The following is an 18,431-nucleotide window of genomic DNA, read 5'->3' on the forward strand; positions in this document are numbered from 1 at the left end:
CAAAAAACAGATCACCCAAATAAATTGCTTAATATTTACTGATCGCCCAATAAGTTTGTTCATAGGATCCATTTCAACACAAGCTAACAACTAAGATCTCCTTTACCCAGCCTAACAAAGAGCGTGATAGGGGATACCCTTGCTTTTGATGTAATAACTGATAAATCATTTGACCTATAACAATATGAGGGTCATTCTGATTTTAAGAAAACTCCCTCTTTCGCTTAATAGTCATTAAGCGCCATGCCTGAGAATTTGAATATAAACAGGGGTGCCTTTCAGAAAACCGTTTCGACCCTGTGTATAAAACCATTCAGGAGTTAAATGCATATGACAAAAGTCATATTTGGGCTTCTTTCTAGGCCGGATTTTTTTGCTTCTGTATTAGCACTTATTAAATTATCTTCAACTTCTGCTACGCGTTCAGATTTTAATGGTTCATATTTCTGGATATGCCTATGAATTCTATGGGCAGTCAAATCCGCTATGTACTAGCTGTAGGAGCGATCATTTCTGTGATCGGCTGTTCATCTATGGGCGGCTTAGGTGCGCAGAAAAATTGGAGTTCAACAGATGATGATTCCAAAATTAAAGCCGTACTTACTCCCAAAAAGAATATTAGCCAAGAATTAGTAAAACAGGGCGTCATTTATTTGCGCGAAGGTAATTACGAGGATGCGCAAAAAGTATTTAGTGCAGCTATCAAAGTCAATCCTAATAATTCTACTATCCATGTATTAAATGGAATTAGTTATCACTTAGAGTACATGAATGGCGCCCCTGATAGTAAAGCTCTTGCAGAAACAGCTTATGGACTTGCCAATACGCTAGATAAGCTAGATCCATTACCCTTGATTCAATTGGGTAGACTGCATATGGAGGCAGGAGACTATCCTCGGGCTGGTAAAGAGTTTATCAGCGCATATGCTTTAAGCCCAACCGATCAAGATGCGCTAGCTGGATTGTTGCAAGCATCCTTACTGCAAAAAGATTTTAAAACTGCTCTTTGGGCGGGTGACAATCTAAAGGCATTGAATATATCGTCTGCCGATAATCAACGTCTACTGGTGCTGATGTATTCCGCTGTTGGTCAAACTATAGAGGCTAATAAACATCTAGCGCTGTATGCAAAGCTAAAAATAAACGACTCGAAATCCATTCAGTCTCTACAGCGTCAAGTGCAGTTCATTGAAGAGCAGCGAGTCGCCTTTGCTAGCATTAAAGATGATTCGGCATCAGTCAGTGCAAACATGGCTAAATTAGATATCAACGCATCATCGCAAAGTCCGAAGATGTTAAAAATAGCTGCTGCTCCAGCTGCTCGTCCACCTAAAACAACCAATCCTGCAGCCATAGCTGAGGGCATGGCTGTAGAGCAGCAAAATAGCACTGATAGCACTTCTTCCAGTTCAGGCTCCACCACTTCAAGCGCCCCAATGCCACCCCCAGCTGCTAGTGCGGGAGCTCCTGCTACTAGCGGCGGAGGCGGAGGGGGTACCTACTCAGCGGTATCAATGAAGAATCAAACTGACCGCTGGTTTGATTGTGATACCAAGCCAGGTCTTGGTAAGGCACCAGGGGGAAGTTATGGTGTCCCGGTCGGGGGCACCTCTGGAGATCAAACGCTTTATCTTGAGCCTTTGCCAAATCCTTGTGCAAACAACCCCCCTAAGATGGCATCCATCGATGCCGTACTCATCAGGACAGTAGATGTGCAGGGCAGTAGTTTTGGTATTAATCTTTTAACTGGATTGCAAATCTTTGCTGGATCACAGAGATCATCGACTACCACTACTATTGGAACTGTCTCCGGAACTTTAAATACAAATGCCAGTGTATTGGGCATCGGTAATGCCACTACTGCGACCTTGAATGGAGTAAGTGGCTTATTAAATTACACGCTCAATATTGCTAATTCAACCTCTTCTAATACTCAAGTGGTCGCTAGACCAACACTGACTGCCTTAGATCGCATTCCCTCAACTTTTTATTCGGGTGGCGTTCAGACTGTAGGCCTCAATGGTGGCGGTGTGTCAGGCGCTCAAGTCAGTAATATCCCAACAGGGATCAGCCTTTCAGTTACGCCTACATTTGTAGATGATGAAACCATGATGCTGGCCGTAAAGGTTTCCCGCTCCTTTATCAATGCCTCTAGTCCGATTGGCGGATTTAATGCTGGACTATCCGTTGCGCAGCATGCAGTTACCTCAAACGTTCGAATTAAATATGGTGAAACATTAATTCTGGATGGGTTGACTCTTAGAACCTTTTCAAAAGAGGAGGATGGGGTTCCAGTTCTACAAGATATACCCATCATTCAGTATTTATTTAACCAGTCACAGAAGCAGCAATATGTCGAAAATGTACTTGTCATGGTTACTCCTCGTAAGTTAATTTCTAATGCGAATGATTTAAAAAAGATGGAAGAAGATTTTGCAAAGAGGGAGGGTGAGTTAACCCCGCAAGAAAAAAATGTCTACGATTCAATAAAAAGTTACCAAGATTTAATAAAGGGCATGTATCCGAATATCAACGGAACGCTTGCAGCCTTGCAAAGAGATAGCTCGTATTTTAGGCAGTTTAAATTAGCAGTTTTGTCCGATGAACAGGATAGTTGGGTTACGCAATCAAAGATGTCTAGATTTCTGAATAGCGTTAGCGATACATTGTATTTCACTAGGTAAAAAATATTATTACCAATATGTTTTATTCATTTCTTAACTGGTTTTAATTCCCATAGGGGTATGCCATGAAGTTTTATAAATTAATTTTTCTAAGTATTATTTTTGCCAGCTCAACAGCATTCGCTGCTGATCCCATTGATTTAAGTGCGTCAGATCGAGCCTATTTACTAGCCCAAAACGATGTTAGAAATCCGGCTGATCGACGTCTTGATCCGATTGAACAGAGGCGAGATGCAGACAAAACAAAAAAAACAGATTCCAGTGATAGTTCATCATCTAATAAAGGGGCAACTAAGGCTGCTATAGCTGTCTGCTCTGGTGAGTTTGCTTTTTGCGCCTCTTCAACCTGCGTGAAAACTGGTAAGCAAATTACTGTTAAAGAAAATGGCGGAAAGACTACCAAACAATACCCTGAAGTCGTTTGCAAATGCCCCATCATCACGAAAAAAATTGCCGTTGAACAAAACGGCCAGCCCTTGGTTGGGATCGCTGCATTAAATGAAGGCAATATGAATGGTTCTTGTGAGCCACCAGCTGCAGGTAAGGTGTGGTCATACTTTTCTAATGCAATCACCACGTATCCACAAGAGAGTGCCGGTTTTGAAAGTAAGCCCGCCGTCTCTCAAAGCTGCCCTGCTAGCGATGGCGGAGGTTCAAATTGCTGGAGTTATTTATGCTCCATTGATCCAAAAGTGGTTAAAACGAGTACCGGTGATGTTCGTACGGCTACTTGCTCATGCCCGTTCAATGAAGGCCTGTTTGGTAGTAAGGCGCATAAAACTTCTACTTATACAACTTTTGCTGGCACCTATTCGCCACCAGCTAGCAATGCCTGCAAACAAGCTCCAGTCGGATTCCCACTCCAGTTATTGCAGTAGGGTTTTGGTGTTCAGGTTTATTTACTGGTCAAAAACTTAAATCTTTTCTTGAAGGCTAGCCATGAAAATTTTCTCAATTCTGCCAATCCTCTTGGCCTGTTTTCAATTCAACGCTTATTCTTTGGGGCTTGACACTACCACTTCTTCTGGACAGCTATCTTATCTGCTAGCCCAAAACAATATACGTGATGCTACTGGACATCAAAGTTCCCCTCGTGGTGATTTCAGGGAAAGACTGCAGAGTGCAAAGTCATTAAAATCGACTGACTCGAGCGTAAAATCAACTGCGGTAGCCAAAACTGAGCTAACTACGTGTTCGGGCCAGAACTATGCCTTGTGTGCAGGATCGACTTGTAGGGCGACTGGAAGAATGATTACTGTCAAAGAAGATGGGGGTACAAAATCAGTGAAGTATCCAGAAGCAAAGTGCACTTGCCCAGTAATTAATGCAGAAATTTCAACCGCTAATGGACTTCCTTTGGAGGGCTATGCCGCTTTGAATGAAGGTAACATGAATGGTTCCTGCATAGCTCCAGTAGGGCATGTATGGTCATACTTTTCTCAAGTAACAACCTATCCACAGGAAAGTTACACCCCAAAGTTTACAACTGCTCTTGGAGTCAAGCAGGAATGTCCAGCGGGAACTAAAGCAGTAAATTGTTGGAATTATTTATGCACCCTTGATGCAAAAACTACTAATGGTGCGCAAACAGCAACTTGCTCTTGCCCAATCGGAGAGGGATACTTTGGTGGTCCTGTAGCTCCAACCGAATCCTCAATCACCGAAGCCGGTTCTTATTACCAACCTCCTTCTCTCGCGTGCTCTATGCTTCCAGTGAGCGGACCAGTCCCTACAGGCGCTGGAAGAAATTGATTTTAAAGCTCAAATCATTGCCAAATTTGTCGGGTAAACCGACAAATTTCCGTCTCAAACGATCTAGCCGCCTGCCAATGCCACTCAAGATCCAATGATTTCCAACCAATCCCACAGATCTTGGTGCCTACTGGACACCAAATCTAAGTACCTTAAGACCATTGTTTTTAGTGTTGTTTAACCTCATTTTTAAAGCTTCTAAGGCGTAGGTCGCACGTTCGAATCGTGCTGGGCAGGCCAAATTTCTGACCTACTTACCCCTCTTGCCAGGCATGTATCAAAAAGACTGCGGTCTTACAAAGAATCCATTACCTCAGGACCAAATGAATTTATACCTCATTTTTGGAGACATTGGTGTCTCGGGGGACCATAAGGGGACCAAATTACTCTTCAAAGGGTTCTCTAGTCAGCGGTAGGTTATTTAACTTGTCACTCGGGGCTGGTGTTGCGGTTCTCTTATGACGCTGCTCATCCTCGGCAGCAGCTTCAAATGCTCTTAGCTGCTCAGCGTTCCTCTTAGCGGTTTCTGCCAGTTTAGATGCAGGCATTACCTTGGCTTTAATTAATAACTCCTGCTGATGCTGCTTAAAGGTTTGAGTCTTGATCTTGCCAGCGAACTCAAGGTCACCAAGCCCATCTTTGTCCTTATTCATCAGATGCTCTATAAGTGTCAATTGCCCAAGTGTTAATGCATTGCTTTACAAGATACCTCGTTATACCCAGTTTATTAGCAATATGGCGATTGCGGTCTGATTTATCCTTATAGTCCTCTAGTGCGTATATAAACTTTGAGATCATTTCCTTTGGCAGCTTCATCGCTGGCTCTATAACCTTTAGAACATCACTCCTGTAAACCTCTTGGCTACTGTAATCAGAGAAATGCTTAATCTTAATCACTTCGTAATCAATGTCTAAGCGTTTAAAATTTTGCTTAATAATTTTGTATGTTGCATCTCCGAGAGCAATAATTAATGGATCGTGATAACCCAAAGAATTTATTTCCTCAAGAAAGCTTTGCACGTTCTCCCTCTCAAGCTGCGGATTTTCCTTCAGCTTTTTTAAGACCTCCCCAGAACTCTTTTCCTCTAAGTCCTTGAGGATATCGGTCATGTAGCCTCCCCATAAGGGGGTGTCTTTAAAAGCGTATCTAAGCTTGAAGTCTTTAGCTCTTGGATTTGAGCTATGAAAGTTAGCAAATGGCTTTTCAATATCATTTCTAGAGATATTTAGCCCAACAATGACCACGATTGGATTTAACTCGTCCAATACATGATCACTATCAAAAATCGAAAGATCACCTACGTTGTCTGCTGGCAGACCTCTTGACTCTGCCCAGACGGCCCAACTAGCAACTCGCCAGTAGCAGCTTTTTATTTCATCAAATTTCTCACGAGTAATCATCAGTTCATTCTAAATCCAATACATATGAGACTTATGACAGAAAGGGCTTTACCCCTTATCAAATTCCCAGAATCCAGACCCCGCCTAGTGCCACCCCCCTAAATTGGGGTTAGGAGTCCCACGACTGTCTTACACAGTATTTTGGACAAAGGATTTCTACCCATAAATGGCATGTGATAGGTATGGAGAAGGCCCCCCTTATGTTTTCCTCTAAATCAGGTGAGGGGGTGTATATTTTTAAAATACTGATAACTTGCTGATAAGTGAAATATAGATGAGACCAACCGAAGAAGAGTTAAAGAAGCCCAGATCATCGTGGGGGAGTGGGTCAAGCACTACAACCATGTCAGGCCGCATAGTGCATTAGGTTACAGACCACCAGCACCCCAAACCCAAGTACCCCAAATAATACAAAATCAACCCATGTTGCTGCAATGATTTACTATAGAAAAACTCTCTTTGGTAGTGGCCCTAAATTGACAGCAGTTCAACACCACATAGTCAGTTCCACCCAACTCCACAACTCTCGGTGTCTACTGGACACCAAATCTAAACACCTTAAAACCATTGTTCGCGCTGTTGTTTTAGCTCATTTTTACAGCTTCTAAGGCCCAGATCGCACGTTCGAATCGTGCTGGGCAGGCCGAAGGTGAGAGTGGCCGATGAGATGATATTAAAACCACCTCCGGGCAGTTTTAATTTGGTCATTAATCATTATTAGAGTAAGGTGAGTTCTGATTGAAGCAATCTAATTTTTAATAACCACTCCTTAAAGTGAGTAAATTAATGATCCTTTATAGTGCCCCTCCATCTTATTATTCAATGATTGGTCGTTTGGCGTTAAATGCAGCGCAGATATCATTTGAAAATCATCATATGGATATTCATGTACGTAAGGAGCAACTTGCCCCTTGGTATATTGCGCTTAACCCCCACATGACTGTACCTACTTTAGTGGATGGCAAAACGATCTTGATTGATAGTCAAGATATCTTGCGCTTAGCAGCAACCCAAGCGGGCAATCAATGGCTTGATATTGATCTCAATCTAAGCCCTCAAATTGAGGCAGTAGTGAAAGCACACTATGCAATCCCGATTGAACGCTTGACCTTTTGTAAGGCAATGCTTCATTTACCAATCTTGAAGTTTATTTTTCCACGCGCATTGGGCGGCATCATTAAGGGTCTTCAGGCTCAACTTGCAACAGCAAAAGATCCTGCTGCAGTCCAAGCAAAGATTACTTTGAACCAATCGCGGATTGCTTACTTTACTCAAGGCGCTAGCTTAAAGGAGAAGATGACATTAGAGCGTAATCGAGTGAGCGCCTATTTAGATCAATTACCAACTCTAGGCAATTTCTTATTTGGCGATAAACCTAGCTCGGCTGATATTGTTACGGCTGTTTTATTTGGACGCCTAAAAATGATTGGTGAGTATGCCTTGGTTACCAATCATGCTCGAGGACTTGTTTTAGACCAGTGGTTTAGCCGCATGCAACAACAGACCGCTTTTCAAAAATCTGACATCTGGCTGCGCTTTCAATGGTGGCGCATTTTGCTTAGAGGCTAAAAGACGGTGTTTGTCGGTTTACCCGACAAATTAGATGTCTGACCATCCAACCGCCTGCCAATGCCATTCAAGATCCAAGGCATTCCACCTAACCCCACGATTCTCGATGCCTACTGGACACCAAAAGCCAACACCTCGATACCATTGTTTAACTAGTTGTTTTAGCTCATTTTTAAAGCTTCTAAGGCGTAGGTCGCACGTTCGAATCTTGCTGGGCAGGCCACCAATTCACCCTGTCATATTTCAGTCACATTAATAGCTGAAAGTTAGCCCAATTGCTTTTTCTATCTCAAAATGGCCACTCTATGAACATTTCAACTGTATTGAAGTTCGCCCTTACTGCATTAGTGCTCACCCAAGCCTTGGCTATCCATGCGGCAACGATCTACCCAATTAACGATGCCGCTATTTTATTGGGCTCTAAATTTGATATCAAGGTGGAGTTCAATACGGTTGTGCCAGCTGACGATATACAACTCACAGTCAATGGCGCTCCAATCAAGAGTATGGTTTCGGTTCCTGCACAATACATTGCCAATGAGAACGGTAAAGGCAGCTCAATTATTTATCGTGATGTTCAACTCAAGCAGGCTGGTAAGTTGATGATTGACGCTAGAGCAGGTGACGAGGTCGCTAAGGTTACATGGGATGTGTATGCAAGTGGTCCACGTAAGGTTAAAAACGTCATTCTCTTTATTGGCGACGGTATGACTATCGCCAATAGGACGGCAGCCCGCGTTCTTTCTAAAGGAATTACCCAAGGTAAGTATCAAAACGTATTGTCATTTGACGATATGCCCAATACTGCTTTGATTGGAACCTCAGGCTCTGACTCATTAATTACAGACTCGGCAAACTCCATGAGTGCCTATATGACTGGCCATAAAACAGCAGTCAATGCCATGGGAGTGTATGTATCTAGAGCTACTGATAACTTAGCCCATCCAAAAGTGGAGACTCTGGCCGAGCTCATCAAGCGCAAAACAAAGATGTCCGTGGGCATTGTGTCTGATGCTGAGCTAGAGGATGCCACCCCAGGTGCGGTCGTATCACACACACGACGTCGTGCCGATAAGCAATATATTGCCGACCAGCTATTGGCTAGCGGAGCAGAGGTCATTTTAGGTGGCGGTTCAGCTTACTTTTATCCCCAATCATCCAAAGGCTCAAAGCGTAAAGATGAGAACAATCTAGTCGATCAATTTAAGTTAAACGGTTATCAATTGGCATTTACTAAACAAGAGTTAATGACTGAGGCACAAAATCCCGCAACCAAAAAACTCTTTGGCGTCTTTCATCCAGATAATATGGACGGATCTTTAGATCGATTCTTCCTAAAAAAGAATACCGTGATGGAATATCCCAACCAGCCTGATTTAACCCAAATGACTCAGGCTGCATTAGATGTGCTCTCAAAGAACCAGAATGGATTTTTCTTGATGGTCGAGGCTGCATTGATTGATAAGTTTAATCATCCCTTGGACTGGGAGCGAGCGGCTTTTGATACGATCATGCTCAGTAATGCGGTGCAGATTGCAAAAGATTTTGCGAAGACCCATCCAGACACCTTAATTATTGTGACTCCGGATCATACGCATAGCGGCTCAATTAGCGGAGTAGTAAACGATGCTAAGCCAGGACCACTCAGAGAGAAGGTGGGAACTTATGCTGAGGCAGGCTATCCCAATTATCCAAAAGCCAATGTCGAGGGATATCCCAATCAGATTGATGTCTCCAAGCGCCTTGCCTTTTTCTATGGCAACTATCCTGACCATTACGAAACGATGCACCCTAAATTGGACGGCACCTTTGTACCTGCTATCAAATCAGCCGACGGCACTTATGTAGCAAATCCTAAATATCTGCAACAACAAGAAGATGCGATTCATGTGGGCGGTAATCTGCCGGTCAATCAAGAGACTGGAGTTCATACAGCGGACGATGCTGTACTCAATGCCACAGGCCCAAATTCAGATAAGTTCAAAGGCTTCATGGATAACACCAAAGTCTTTAAAGTTATGGTGGAAAGCTTGGGCCTAGGACAAAAATAATTCCTAGTGGGGATCCAAAACCCAAAAATGATGGGTCCCATCTTTACCTAGCTGCTCGACAAGACCGAATTCCCAATCGAGATAGGCCTGCATTGATGCTTGGGTTGCATTGGTGCCCTCATAGGGGCGTTGATAGCGATCAATTGTGGGTGAGGCTAGATTCAATGGATCTGATTGCATTGCATAGCCTGCGTCACGCCACGCGCTATTGCCACCAGCCAAGACATAAACCGGGGTTTGCGTGAGGGCAGAAAATTCTGGAGCGGTGAAGATGGCCAGCTCGGCTGGGCTGCTCGTCAGAACATAGCGTTCTGCTTTGGGTAATTTAGCGAGCGCGTCTTTCAGTAAAGAGCGTAGCGCAAACCAGCTGCCTGGAATATGTCCTTTGGAATAATTCTTGTGCGTACTCAAATCGACTACAACCCCATTGGACTCACTAAGCCATTTTTGTAGAGTTTGAGCATCGACCTCTTGAGTTTTAGGAAGCGGGGGGAGAGTTAGGGCTGGCGTTCCTTTCTCAGTCAGATCACCATTTTCAATACCATCGAGCACATAAACGTCCCAGGCCATTTGCGCTAGCCAAGAGGCTGGCATATTGGCTCGCACCCCGCTGGGATCCACTAGAACAATGCGGGCGCCTCGAACGGGGGCATACATCTCCGTTTCTTGAACAAGCTGACCGCCGGGTACTGAACGAAAGCCTGGTAGATGGCCAGCTTCATATTCTTCTGGAGTGCGCGTATCAAAGAAATACGTGGTGCGATGAGATTGTGTTTGCCATTCTTTCAGATCAGATTTACTAGCACGTTTGACGTGGGCTCGATCAGCGACTTTTCTAGATTTATTAAGTGCCTCTTTCGCGGTTGCGGGACTGACATCAGAGAACTTGCGTGATTGACCATGGTCTAAGACCTGGTCTGCTAACTTCCAGCCAATCGTGCCATTCCGTAAGGCATGGACTTCATTGGGAATGCCCGCATTAATGAGGGACTGAGTACCAATAATGCTCCGGGTTCGTCCAGCACAATTAACAATCACTTTGGTTTTAGGGTTGGGTGCAATTTCTGGAAGGCGAAGTACCAGCTCAGCTCCAGGCACGCTCATACCCGTCGGAATGCTCATGGTTTGATATTCATCAAAGCGACGCACATCTACGACTACAACATCTGCCTTTGAATCAATGAGTTGCTTTACCTCTTGAGCAGATAGGGAAGGGGTATGGACCTTAGACTCGACTAACTCACCAAAGGATTTGCTGGGAACATTGACGTCACGAAACACTTCACCGCCAGAGCGCTTCCATTCTTTTACGCCACCAGCAAAGACAGATACATCGACATAGCCTAAAGCCATCAATTTACTGGCTGCTAATTGCGCATCGCCTTCACCATCATCTAGGGTCACAATTGCCACATCTCTACGAGGTAACTTGCTATAGGCATCGATTTCAATGCGAGAGAGCGGGAAGTTAGCTGCAAATAAGGGATGCTCTTGCGCATGAGGATCCTCCTCGCGGACATCTAGAAAAGCAATTTCTTCCTTATTAACTAACTTAGCTCTAACGAAGGCGTAATCTTTGGTATTCATGGGCTGCGCAATAGGTCAACTGATCAAGTTCATGATCATGACATATTTTTTCGGGGAAATAAAAATACCCTAAATCAAGGCTTAGCTGAGCTGCAAATATCCAGTTTTAACTCAATCAAAGTCACAATCATCGTCAAACATCTGATATTCCAGATGAATCTCTTTGCGAGTTTGGTGCTGCCAAATCAAACGATCTTTTAATAACTGGTATTTCAGTGAATCAGCATACTCATCAAAATAATCATCCGCTTGCTCAACGTAATGGTGGATCTTCATCATTACCTCCTCACTTTAGGTTTGTGACCTAAGGACTAGCAGAGCAATCTAATTAATATGGTGATGAATTATTTCGCTCCGTTTATCCATTAGTTGTGCGCAGTGTGAACAAGCCCAGATGACCTGTCTATCAATCTGCTAAAAAAGATTGCAATTGATGTGCAAAAGCGACAGAATGATTCAGACTGAGAATAAAAAGCGGAGACTAAGACAATGAAACCCTTTTACATTGACTATCCTCAAGAAAAGATTGAGGGGCATCTACATGCTTATCAATGCGCTTTTTGCAAGATTCCCACTACTGAGATATTTGGACTACTAGAGAATCATGGCAAGGACTGCAGCTATCGTATTCAGGCTGGTGGCTTTTCACACTCAGAACTCAAAAAGATTTCCCAAGTCATTGAGCCATCCCTTTCGGATGAGCTTGATTGACCTCAACCTTGTGACTTACTGCCTTTTCGTAAAATAGATCCACTATGACAAAATATCTCGTCCCAACCCTGACATTCTCAACACTGCTTGGCTTAACAGCCTGCACAAGTATGGATAAGCTTCAAGCAAGGTTGGAGGCTGACCCGCAATGCCCACCTGTCATGAATGCAAAGACGGGTGCCTTGATGCCTTGTCCAACTCCGCCCAAGGCGCAGCCCGCTGTGGTAACCCAGAAAAATGTGCAGCCTGCGAGCCCGCCTTCCAGTAATGCGACCCAAGCCCCAGCAAGCAATGCGAGTGGAACAACGTCCCCAAGCACACCGCAAAATAGTGAGAGCAATAAACCTCAGGCAAGCGTGAGTAATGCTGGATCCTCAGCTAAAGTCATATCACCGAGTCTGATGGCTAATCCCGAGTGCAAAGGGGTCTTACATCAAAAGACAGGCGCCTTGATGCCTTGCCCAAATCCCTAATACAGGGATATTTCGAGAACTTTAGTTGTTAGCCAGGGCGAGGATTTGGTCAAGAGTGACATAGCCACGACCTTGGCTATCAATATAGCTAAAGTGAGCTGCAACCCGTGGCATGCCCGCTTGAGCTTCTGCCAAAGTAAGCTTGCCATCATGATTCTTATCGGCCGCCTTAAATTTAGCGACAATCTCTTTGTCCTCAGCACTCATTTGCGTTTGAGCTTGGGCGGTGATTTGACCGCCTAGGCCCGCAAGCACAAAACTCACAGCAACAGCACGATGCAATAGCGTTTTCATGAGTTACCTTGCTTACTGTTTGGCAGATAACTGCAGTGCTTGACGAACCGCTTTCTTGGCCATCTCAGTAAACGAATCTACTGATCCCGATCCCGTTCTAAAGGATTCACCTTGAATCGTAATCAAGCCTTCGCCGAGTAGCTGATTGGTTTGACTATCGGTAATTTTGTTCTCGATGACTAAAGCAGGGGTCTTGGCATTCATACCTGCTGCATAGGCTGCACCATTGACTGCTAAGCCAATTGGTGTGAAGTTCCAAGGCTGCAGGCTGTTGGCTGACATCTCGGCGCCGGTAATCCCAACCGATACTCGAGCAACACCAGGACCTGGTTTTTGGACAATCGTGATATTGCTTTTGCCATTAATAGCATTCACCATCGAGGCTTGTAATGCAGCTTTTACTTGCTCCAGAGTTTGCGCAGAAACTTGTTGTGTTTGGGTTTGATTCAGATAAATAGGTGTCAAGATCACGCCAGTATATTTATTGGGATCGATATTGTTATCACGATAGCGCCACATCCGAATATCTTGTGGAGTATCTGGAACTACTTGCAATAATTTGTAATTCGGTAAGAAGCCAGACTCAGGCATTGGCTCTGATAAGTATTTAGAAGTATTGCTACATGCGCCGATTAATAGAACAGCTGGGATGAAGTAGCAGAGTGAGAGTAGATTGCGGCGGTTCATAAAATCTCCAGAGGGTGTATTTGATGTTTATAACACCATTCAATGTAAGTAAATTGAATTGGGTGTTCGGTTTTGCATACCTAAACTAGGGGGCCAGTTTTGGTAGCTTGATAGAGGTAGCCAAGCAAGGCATGACGATCTTAGGGTCGGTAGCCAGCAGCTTTTTATTCTTGCCAGGGTACTCGACCCTAGATAGTAAATCTCGGATCAGATTGAGGTGGGTGAGTTTTTTATCATTGGCATTAACCACCGTCCAGGGTGCATCAGGACTGGTAGTTTTCTCGAGCATCAGATCGCGCGCCACACTGTAGGCATGCCATTTCTTTTGCGCTTGCTGATCAATAGGACTGATCTTCCATTGCTTGAGGGGATCCTTGGCGCGATCGGCTAAACGACGTGCTTGCTCTACCTTATCAATATCAAGATAGTATTTAAGGATCTGGATTCCAGATGCAACCAAAAGACTTTCAAAGTCATTGACCGACGCCATGAACTCCTTGTACTGCGCATCGGTACAGAATCCCATGACCTTCTCAACACCAGCACGGTTGTACCAGCTCCGATTGAAGATCACAAATTCACCTGCGCTCGGAAGTTCGGCTACGTAGCGCTGAAAGTACCACTCGCCTTCCTCACGGTCGCTTGGTTTACCAAGAGCGATCACATGGGTATCACGAGGGCTTAAGTTCTGGGTAATGCACTTGATCGTGCCATCTTTGCCGGCAGTATCCCTGCCTTCCAGAATCACTAAGAGTCGATCACCTTTGCTGATAATGCGCTTTTGCAGCTTGACGAGTTCGATTTGCAGCAGTCTAAGCTCTGCCTCGTAAGTCAACTCCTTTTTACTGATCTTGATAGGCTTGATTGCTGCAGCAGAGACTTTTTTCAAGAACTATGAATTGCTGCTTGGAGTTGTTGTAGGAGTTACTGGCGCTACTTTCTTAGCAACAGTTTTCTTCTTGGCGGCAACTTTTCTCACTACCTTTTTAGCTGCTGCTTTTTTAGCAGGCGCTTTTTTAGTAACAGTCTTTTTAGCGGCAACTTTCTTAGCCGCTGTCTTTTTTACTGTCTTCTTAGCTGCGACTTTTTTAGCAGGTTTTACAGAAGCTTTATTCAGTTTCTTCACCACTTTTTCTTTAGCAACTTCTAATTTATGAAGTTTCTTGGTGAGCTTCTTAATCGTTTTCTTAGTCATGATGTTCCTTGTTTAATGGGACGCGCTCTGGTAACAGGGCGGGGCTTAGGCTAATCCTACGATTTATTGCATAGGCTTTCAAGCTTTTATGACATCCATAAAGCAAAAAACCCTAGACTAGAAGTGCTAGGGTTTTATTGACAGGGAAAAACTGCTTATTCAGGATGAAAATTATTACTGGCCATGAAGCTAATGGTGTGCTCGAATCCTAAAATGCGGATGTAACGCCAAGCAATATCTCGATATTTGCTGTCCAAGTAGCCGATAGCAGTCTCGGGATCGCTTCTTTTAGCCAAATCAATTTGTTGTATTGCACGGGCCCAACGCTTGAGTCTTGTTGACATATTTGTCACCTCCATGCCTGATATAACGCCCCTCAAACCGGCAAAGATGACACAAATTGTAAAAAATCCTCAAAAATGGGCATTTTTCCCTCAAATAGGGCTTCTGATGCTAAAAAAACGGGATTTAGACCCCAGATTGAGCCTTATTTTTGGCTTTAGCCTCAGCTTTAATTGGCTTTAAGTACATCAATAGGCTCACAAAGGCTACGGTAGCCAAGACAGTTTCTAGGATGGCGAGGTAGAAATTCCAACCCGATTCAGTAATGCGGACCAGGCCTTCGGTGATGTAGAGCAAGATGAGCATCGAAGCCCATTGCATGGTGTACACATTGCCTTTCCAAATCCCCCGCATCGGCAGTAGCAAAGGTAAAGCCTTGAGGATGAGCCAAGAGCCTTCAGGGCGGAGAGGAGAAATAAACCACTCCCAGCAGACGCACAATATGAAAAGGTCAACGAAGGCTGCTAGAGCCAAGAGCTGATACGGATTTTTGTTAGCAGGTAGCTTGAGCATGTGAATTGGTATTAGTGATTGCCCAGTTTGAGGGCAATCTCAGCCAAGCGTTTGCCTTGAGCCTTAGCCAGGCGCTGTTCTTCTGGGCTGATCGGAGCGCGGCCATCGGCATGGGCTAAATGACTCACGCCATAGGGGCCACCACCATTGGGCGTACTCATGAGATCAGGCTCGCTGTAGGGAAGACCCATGATCACCATGCCGTGATGCAGTAGGGGAATCATCATGGTTAAGAGGGTGCTCTCTTGACCGCCATGCAAGCTACCGGTACTCGTAAAGACGCAGGCGGGCTTGCCGATGAGGACCCCATTCATCCATTGCGAAGAGCTGCCATCCCAAAAGTATTTCATAGGGGCGGCCATATTGCCAAAGCGGGTGGGGGATCCTAAAGCTAGACCAATGCATTCTTGTAAATCTGCATATTCAACGTAAGGGGCGCCTTCAGTAGGAACGCTCGCTTCGGTGGCCTCGCATACGGTGGAGACCGCAGGAACTGTCCGCAGGCGTGCATTTGCACCTGGCACGCTCTCAATTCCTTCAGCGATTAGGCGAGCAAGCTCTCGAGTAGCCCCATGGCGGGAGTAGTACAAAACTAAAATATCGTGTTGGCTCATATTCTCTTATGATACGGCGATGCGCCTGTTTCGTAATCCTCAATTATGGCTCGCTCTGGCTAAACATATCTGGGAGCGTAATCGCCATCAAAACTTATCCCAAGCTGCTGGGAACTTGGCATTTACTACCACGCTAGCCTTGGTGCCGATGTTTACCGTCGCCTCAATGCTATTGGGCACCTTGCCCAAAGTCGTCAGAATGAAAGTCGCTTTTCAGTCTTGGTTGTTGGATACCTATATGCCTGGTGGTTTGAACGAGCAGGTCTTCATTTACTTAGATCAGTTTTCTCGTCAAGCGAAAGGGCTGACCTTGGTAAGTACCCTGGGCTTAATCGTGACCAGTGTGATGGCAATTGCTGGAGTAGAGCAGGCTTTCAATCGCATCTTTCAGTTGTCAGGGCGTCGACCAATTCTGAACCAAATTCTGATTTACTCAGGGGCTACTTTGATTGGCCCTTTTTTACTGGGCTTCGGCATCTATTTAAGCAGTCTTTTGCTCGGCGCGGCAGAGGGTTGGATTGATGCCTTGACTGTGGGCTTTGCTGCCTTTGCCACGATCTCTCCTATGCTATTGGCAGTAGTGGTATTCACAATCGCATATAAATATTTGCCCTACACTTCGGTAGCTTGGCGAGATGCCATTGCCGGCGCTCTGATTGCCGCCTTCTTCTTTGAACTCATGAAATTTGGCTTCGGTTTATTTTTGACCAATGCGCGTTTTTACAGAACGGTTTACGGCGCATTTGCGATTCTGCCTTTGGCGCTCATTTGGATTTATCTCACGTGGTGGATTACCTTGGCTGGCGCCGTGATTGTCGCCAACCTTCCACCCATTAGAGCGGGATTGGTTAGGGTTATTCGCTACTGATTGCGATCCCCATAGCCTTGATTTGAGGGCAGCTTGAGACTATATTGAATCTCATAAGAGAATAAAAACAACGGAGATTGATATGAAGGTTCGGGACATCTTGCGGGTAAAAGGGGGAGCATTATTTACTGTGCCACCTTCTGCGGCCTTAGGCTCAGCAGTCTTGACCATGAGTGATCATGATATTGGCTCTCTCATCGTCATGGAGGGCAATAAATTGGCTGGCATTTTGACTTTCCGTGAGGTGATGCAAGCGCTGGCAAAACACCATGGGAGTTTGAGTGGTCTCGAAGTACGCTCGGTGATGAACGCAAAGCCCTTGACTTGCAATATGGAAACCGAGATGGACGAGGTTCGCCGCATGATGTTGCTTGAACATGCTCGCTATCTTCCCGTGATTGACCAAAAAATGCTGATGGGTGTGATTTCTTTCTATGACGTCGCCCATGCGGTAGTAGAAGCACAGGATTTCGAAAACTCCATGCTCAAGGCCTATATTCGGGATTGGCCGGAAGACACGACTAAAGCTACAAACTAAACACTCTTTCTGACAGATGCCATAATGTTGCTATGTCAGGAAATACTTTAGGCCTTCTCTTTACCGTAACCACCTTTGGTGAGTCACACGGCCCAGCGATTGGGGCGGTGGTTGACGGCTGCCCACCAGGAATGGCGCTTTCTGAAGCCGATTTACAGACCGATCTGGATCGCCGCAAGCCCGGCACTTCTCGCCACGTTACGCAGCGCAAAGAAGAAGACAAAGTTGAAATTCTGTCGGGAGTCTTTGAAGGCAAAACAACCGGCACTCCGATCGCATTGTTAATTCGGAACACCGATCAACGTAGCCAAGACTACAGCGATATTTTGCAAACCTTTAGACCAGGTCACGCAGACTATGCCTATCACTATAAGTATGGCTTGCGCGATCCGCGTGGTGGCGGTAGATCGTCTGCACGCTTAACAGCGCCAGTCGTTGCTGCTGCTGCAATCGCAAAAAAATGGTTGCATCAACAATACGGCACTGAGATTTTTGGCTATATGAGTCAGCTGGGTGAGCACGTGATTCCGTTTGAGGATGAGAAGCAGATTGAGAGCAACGCTTTCTTTGCACCCAATGCCAAGATCATTCCTGAGCTTGAAGCGTACATGGATAGCTTGCGTAAAGCGGGGGATTCTTGCGGTGCCCGAATTGAAGTGCGCGCTCGAAATGTACCCATGGGTTTGGGTGAGCCTCTGTTTGATAAATTGGATGCCGATATTGCCCATGTCATGATGGGAATCAATGCTGTCAAAGGTGTAGAAATTGGGTCTGGATTTCAATCGGTAGTGCAAAAGGGCAGTGAGCATGGCGATGAGATGCATCCTGATGGTTATGCCAGTAATAATTCTGGTGGCACTTTGGGTGGCATCAGCAGCGGTCAAGATCTCCGGGTTTCCATTGCGATCAAGCCAACGTCTAGCATCTTGAGTCCTAAGCAATCGGTAGATTTAGAGGGCAAACCCATGACCGTGCAAACTAAGGGTCGTCATGATCCTTGCGTTGGTATTCGGGCGACGCCCATTGCTGAAGCAATGTTAGCGCTGGTCCTGATGGATCACGCTTTACGTCATCGTGCTCAGTGTGGTGATGTCAAAGTATCGGTTCGAGCCGTGCCAGCAGCCAGACCCGGCGCAAAGTAGGTAGCACATC

General features: G+C 45.2%; 21 protein-coding genes and 1 pseudogene. 11 read left to right on the forward strand and 11 right to left on the reverse strand.

All coding sequences use genetic code 11. From position 1 onward, the window contains the following. The first annotated feature begins 458 nt into the window (after window positions 1-458). The 3 genes from Pas1_RS04300 to Pas1_RS09565 all read left to right on the forward strand — a co-directional run bounded on the left by Pas1_RS04300 (window position 459) and on the right by Pas1_RS09565 (window position 4,436). Window positions 459-2,684: a tetratricopeptide repeat protein gene (locus tag Pas1_RS04300; RefSeq protein WP_225971652.1), complete on the forward strand. Its 2,226-nt coding sequence runs from the start codon at window positions 459-461 to the stop codon at window positions 2,682-2,684. A 65-nt stretch (window positions 2,685-2,749) separates the two neighbouring features. Continuing rightward, window positions 2,750-3,562: a hypothetical protein gene (locus tag Pas1_RS04305; RefSeq protein WP_112294602.1), complete on the forward strand. Its 813-nt coding sequence runs from the start codon at window positions 2,750-2,752 to the stop codon at window positions 3,560-3,562. Between the two features lie 61 nt (window positions 3,563-3,623). Continuing rightward, window positions 3,624-4,436, forward strand: coding sequence for a hypothetical protein (locus tag Pas1_RS09565; RefSeq protein ID WP_136625604.1), 813 nt, complete (start codon window positions 3,624-3,626; stop codon window positions 4,434-4,436). A 383-nt stretch (window positions 4,437-4,819) separates the two neighbouring features. Here the strand turns inward: Pas1_RS09565 and Pas1_RS04315 are convergent, their stop codons facing one another. Together Pas1_RS04315 and Pas1_RS04320 are read right to left on the reverse strand one after the other, a co-directional pair. After that, window positions 4,820-5,089 carry a hypothetical protein gene (locus Pas1_RS04315; RefSeq protein WP_112294604.1) on the reverse strand — a complete coding sequence of 90 codons (270 nt, stop codon included), beginning with the start codon at window positions 5,087-5,089 and terminating at the stop codon, window positions 4,820-4,822. After that, window positions 5,082-5,837, reverse strand: coding sequence for a hypothetical protein (locus tag Pas1_RS04320; protein WP_112294605.1), 756 nt, complete (start codon window positions 5,835-5,837; stop codon window positions 5,082-5,084). Before Pas1_RS04320 ends, Pas1_RS04315 begins: the two co-directional genes overlap by 8 nt. A gap of 285 nt (window positions 5,838-6,122) precedes the next feature. Here Pas1_RS04320 and Pas1_RS09870 point away from each other — a divergent pair. The 3 genes and pseudogenes from Pas1_RS09870 to Pas1_RS04335 all read left to right on the forward strand — a co-directional run. Continuing rightward, window positions 6,123-6,227 (forward strand): annotated as a pseudogene (locus Pas1_RS09870) (integrase core domain-containing protein); the annotation flags it as partial. A gap of 396 nt (window positions 6,228-6,623) precedes the next feature. Next, window positions 6,624-7,406 (forward strand): glutathione S-transferase family protein, encoded by a 783-nt coding sequence (locus Pas1_RS04330; RefSeq protein WP_112294607.1) that lies wholly within the window; start codon window positions 6,624-6,626, stop codon window positions 7,404-7,406. 305 nt (window positions 7,407-7,711) lie between these two features. After that, window positions 7,712-9,457 (forward strand): alkaline phosphatase, encoded by a 1,746-nt coding sequence (locus Pas1_RS04335; protein WP_112294608.1) that lies wholly within the window; start codon window positions 7,712-7,714, stop codon window positions 9,455-9,457. Between the two features lie 3 nt (window positions 9,458-9,460). Here Pas1_RS04335 and Pas1_RS04340 read toward each other — a convergent pair whose 3' ends face one another. Further along, the gene (locus tag Pas1_RS04340) at window positions 9,461-11,044 is read right to left on the reverse strand and encodes a rhodanese homology domain-containing protein (protein WP_112294609.1); all 1,584 of its coding nucleotides are present in this window, start codon (window positions 11,042-11,044) and stop codon (window positions 9,461-9,463) included. A 111-nt stretch (window positions 11,045-11,155) separates the two neighbouring features. Then, entirely contained in the window at window positions 11,156-11,323 is a 168-nt protein-coding gene (locus Pas1_RS09640) for a hypothetical protein (protein ID WP_158525186.1), read from the reverse strand. A 210-nt stretch (window positions 11,324-11,533) separates the two neighbouring features. Between Pas1_RS09640 and Pas1_RS04345 the strand changes: the two genes are divergently transcribed. Both Pas1_RS04345 and Pas1_RS04350 read left to right on the forward strand, forming a co-directional pair. Next, complete coding sequence (locus Pas1_RS04345; RefSeq protein ID WP_112294610.1) at window positions 11,534-11,755, forward strand: hypothetical protein; 222 nt, start codon at window positions 11,534-11,536, stop codon at window positions 11,753-11,755. Window positions 11,756-11,799: 44 nt separating this feature from the next. Beyond that, window positions 11,800-12,228, forward strand: coding sequence for a hypothetical protein (locus Pas1_RS04350; RefSeq protein ID WP_112294611.1), 429 nt, complete (start codon window positions 11,800-11,802; stop codon window positions 12,226-12,228). A gap of 21 nt (window positions 12,229-12,249) precedes the next feature. Here Pas1_RS04350 and Pas1_RS04355 read toward each other — a convergent pair whose 3' ends face one another. From Pas1_RS04355 to wrbA, 7 genes are all read right to left on the reverse strand, one after another. Beyond that, window positions 12,250-12,522, reverse strand: coding sequence for an EF-hand domain-containing protein (locus Pas1_RS04355; RefSeq protein ID WP_225971653.1), 273 nt, complete (start codon window positions 12,520-12,522; stop codon window positions 12,250-12,252). Between the two features lie 12 nt (window positions 12,523-12,534). After that, the gene (locus Pas1_RS04360; RefSeq protein ID WP_112204212.1) at window positions 12,535-13,209 is read right to left on the reverse strand and encodes a DUF3313 domain-containing protein; all 675 of its coding nucleotides are present in this window, start codon (window positions 13,207-13,209) and stop codon (window positions 12,535-12,537) included. 85 nt (window positions 13,210-13,294) lie between these two features. Continuing rightward, on the reverse strand, window positions 13,295-14,098 hold the full coding sequence (gene ppk2 / locus Pas1_RS04365; RefSeq protein ID WP_112204210.1) for a polyphosphate kinase 2: 804 nt from the start codon (window positions 14,096-14,098) through the stop codon (window positions 13,295-13,297). Window positions 14,099-14,101: 3 nt separating this feature from the next. Further along, a complete protein-coding gene (locus tag Pas1_RS09685; RefSeq protein ID WP_112294612.1) occupies window positions 14,102-14,404 on the reverse strand; it encodes a hypothetical protein in 303 nt (100 codons plus the stop codon). Window positions 14,405-14,559: 155 nt separating this feature from the next. Then, window positions 14,560-14,748, reverse strand: a complete 189-nt coding sequence (locus tag Pas1_RS04375) for a hypothetical protein (RefSeq protein ID WP_112204208.1) — start codon at window positions 14,746-14,748, stop codon at window positions 14,560-14,562. Window positions 14,749-14,872: 124 nt separating this feature from the next. After that, window positions 14,873-15,259, reverse strand: coding sequence for a DUF2069 domain-containing protein (locus Pas1_RS04380; RefSeq protein ID WP_112209271.1), 387 nt, complete (start codon window positions 15,257-15,259; stop codon window positions 14,873-14,875). 11 nt (window positions 15,260-15,270) lie between these two features. Then, entirely contained in the window at window positions 15,271-15,873 is a 603-nt protein-coding gene (gene wrbA / locus Pas1_RS04385; protein ID WP_112294613.1) for an NAD(P)H:quinone oxidoreductase, read from the reverse strand. 19 nt (window positions 15,874-15,892) lie between these two features. On the opposite strand from wrbA, the gene Pas1_RS04390 reads away from it, so the two are divergent. From Pas1_RS04390 to aroC, 3 genes are all read left to right on the forward strand, one after another. After that, a complete protein-coding gene (locus Pas1_RS04390; RefSeq protein ID WP_112209269.1) occupies window positions 15,893-16,741 on the forward strand; it encodes a YhjD/YihY/BrkB family envelope integrity protein in 849 nt (282 codons plus the stop codon). Between the two features lie 82 nt (window positions 16,742-16,823). Next, window positions 16,824-17,279 (forward strand): CBS domain-containing protein, encoded by a 456-nt coding sequence (locus Pas1_RS04395; RefSeq protein WP_112294614.1) that lies wholly within the window; start codon window positions 16,824-16,826, stop codon window positions 17,277-17,279. 32 nt (window positions 17,280-17,311) lie between these two features. Continuing rightward, window positions 17,312-18,421, forward strand: coding sequence for a chorismate synthase (gene aroC / locus Pas1_RS04400; protein ID WP_112294615.1), 1,110 nt, complete (start codon window positions 17,312-17,314; stop codon window positions 18,419-18,421). Window positions 18,422-18,431 lie beyond the last annotated feature (10 nt).

This window comes from Polynucleobacter paneuropaeus, from assembly GCF_003261235.1.
Classification (GTDB): domain Bacteria; phylum Pseudomonadota; class Gammaproteobacteria; order Burkholderiales; family Burkholderiaceae; genus Polynucleobacter; species Polynucleobacter paneuropaeus.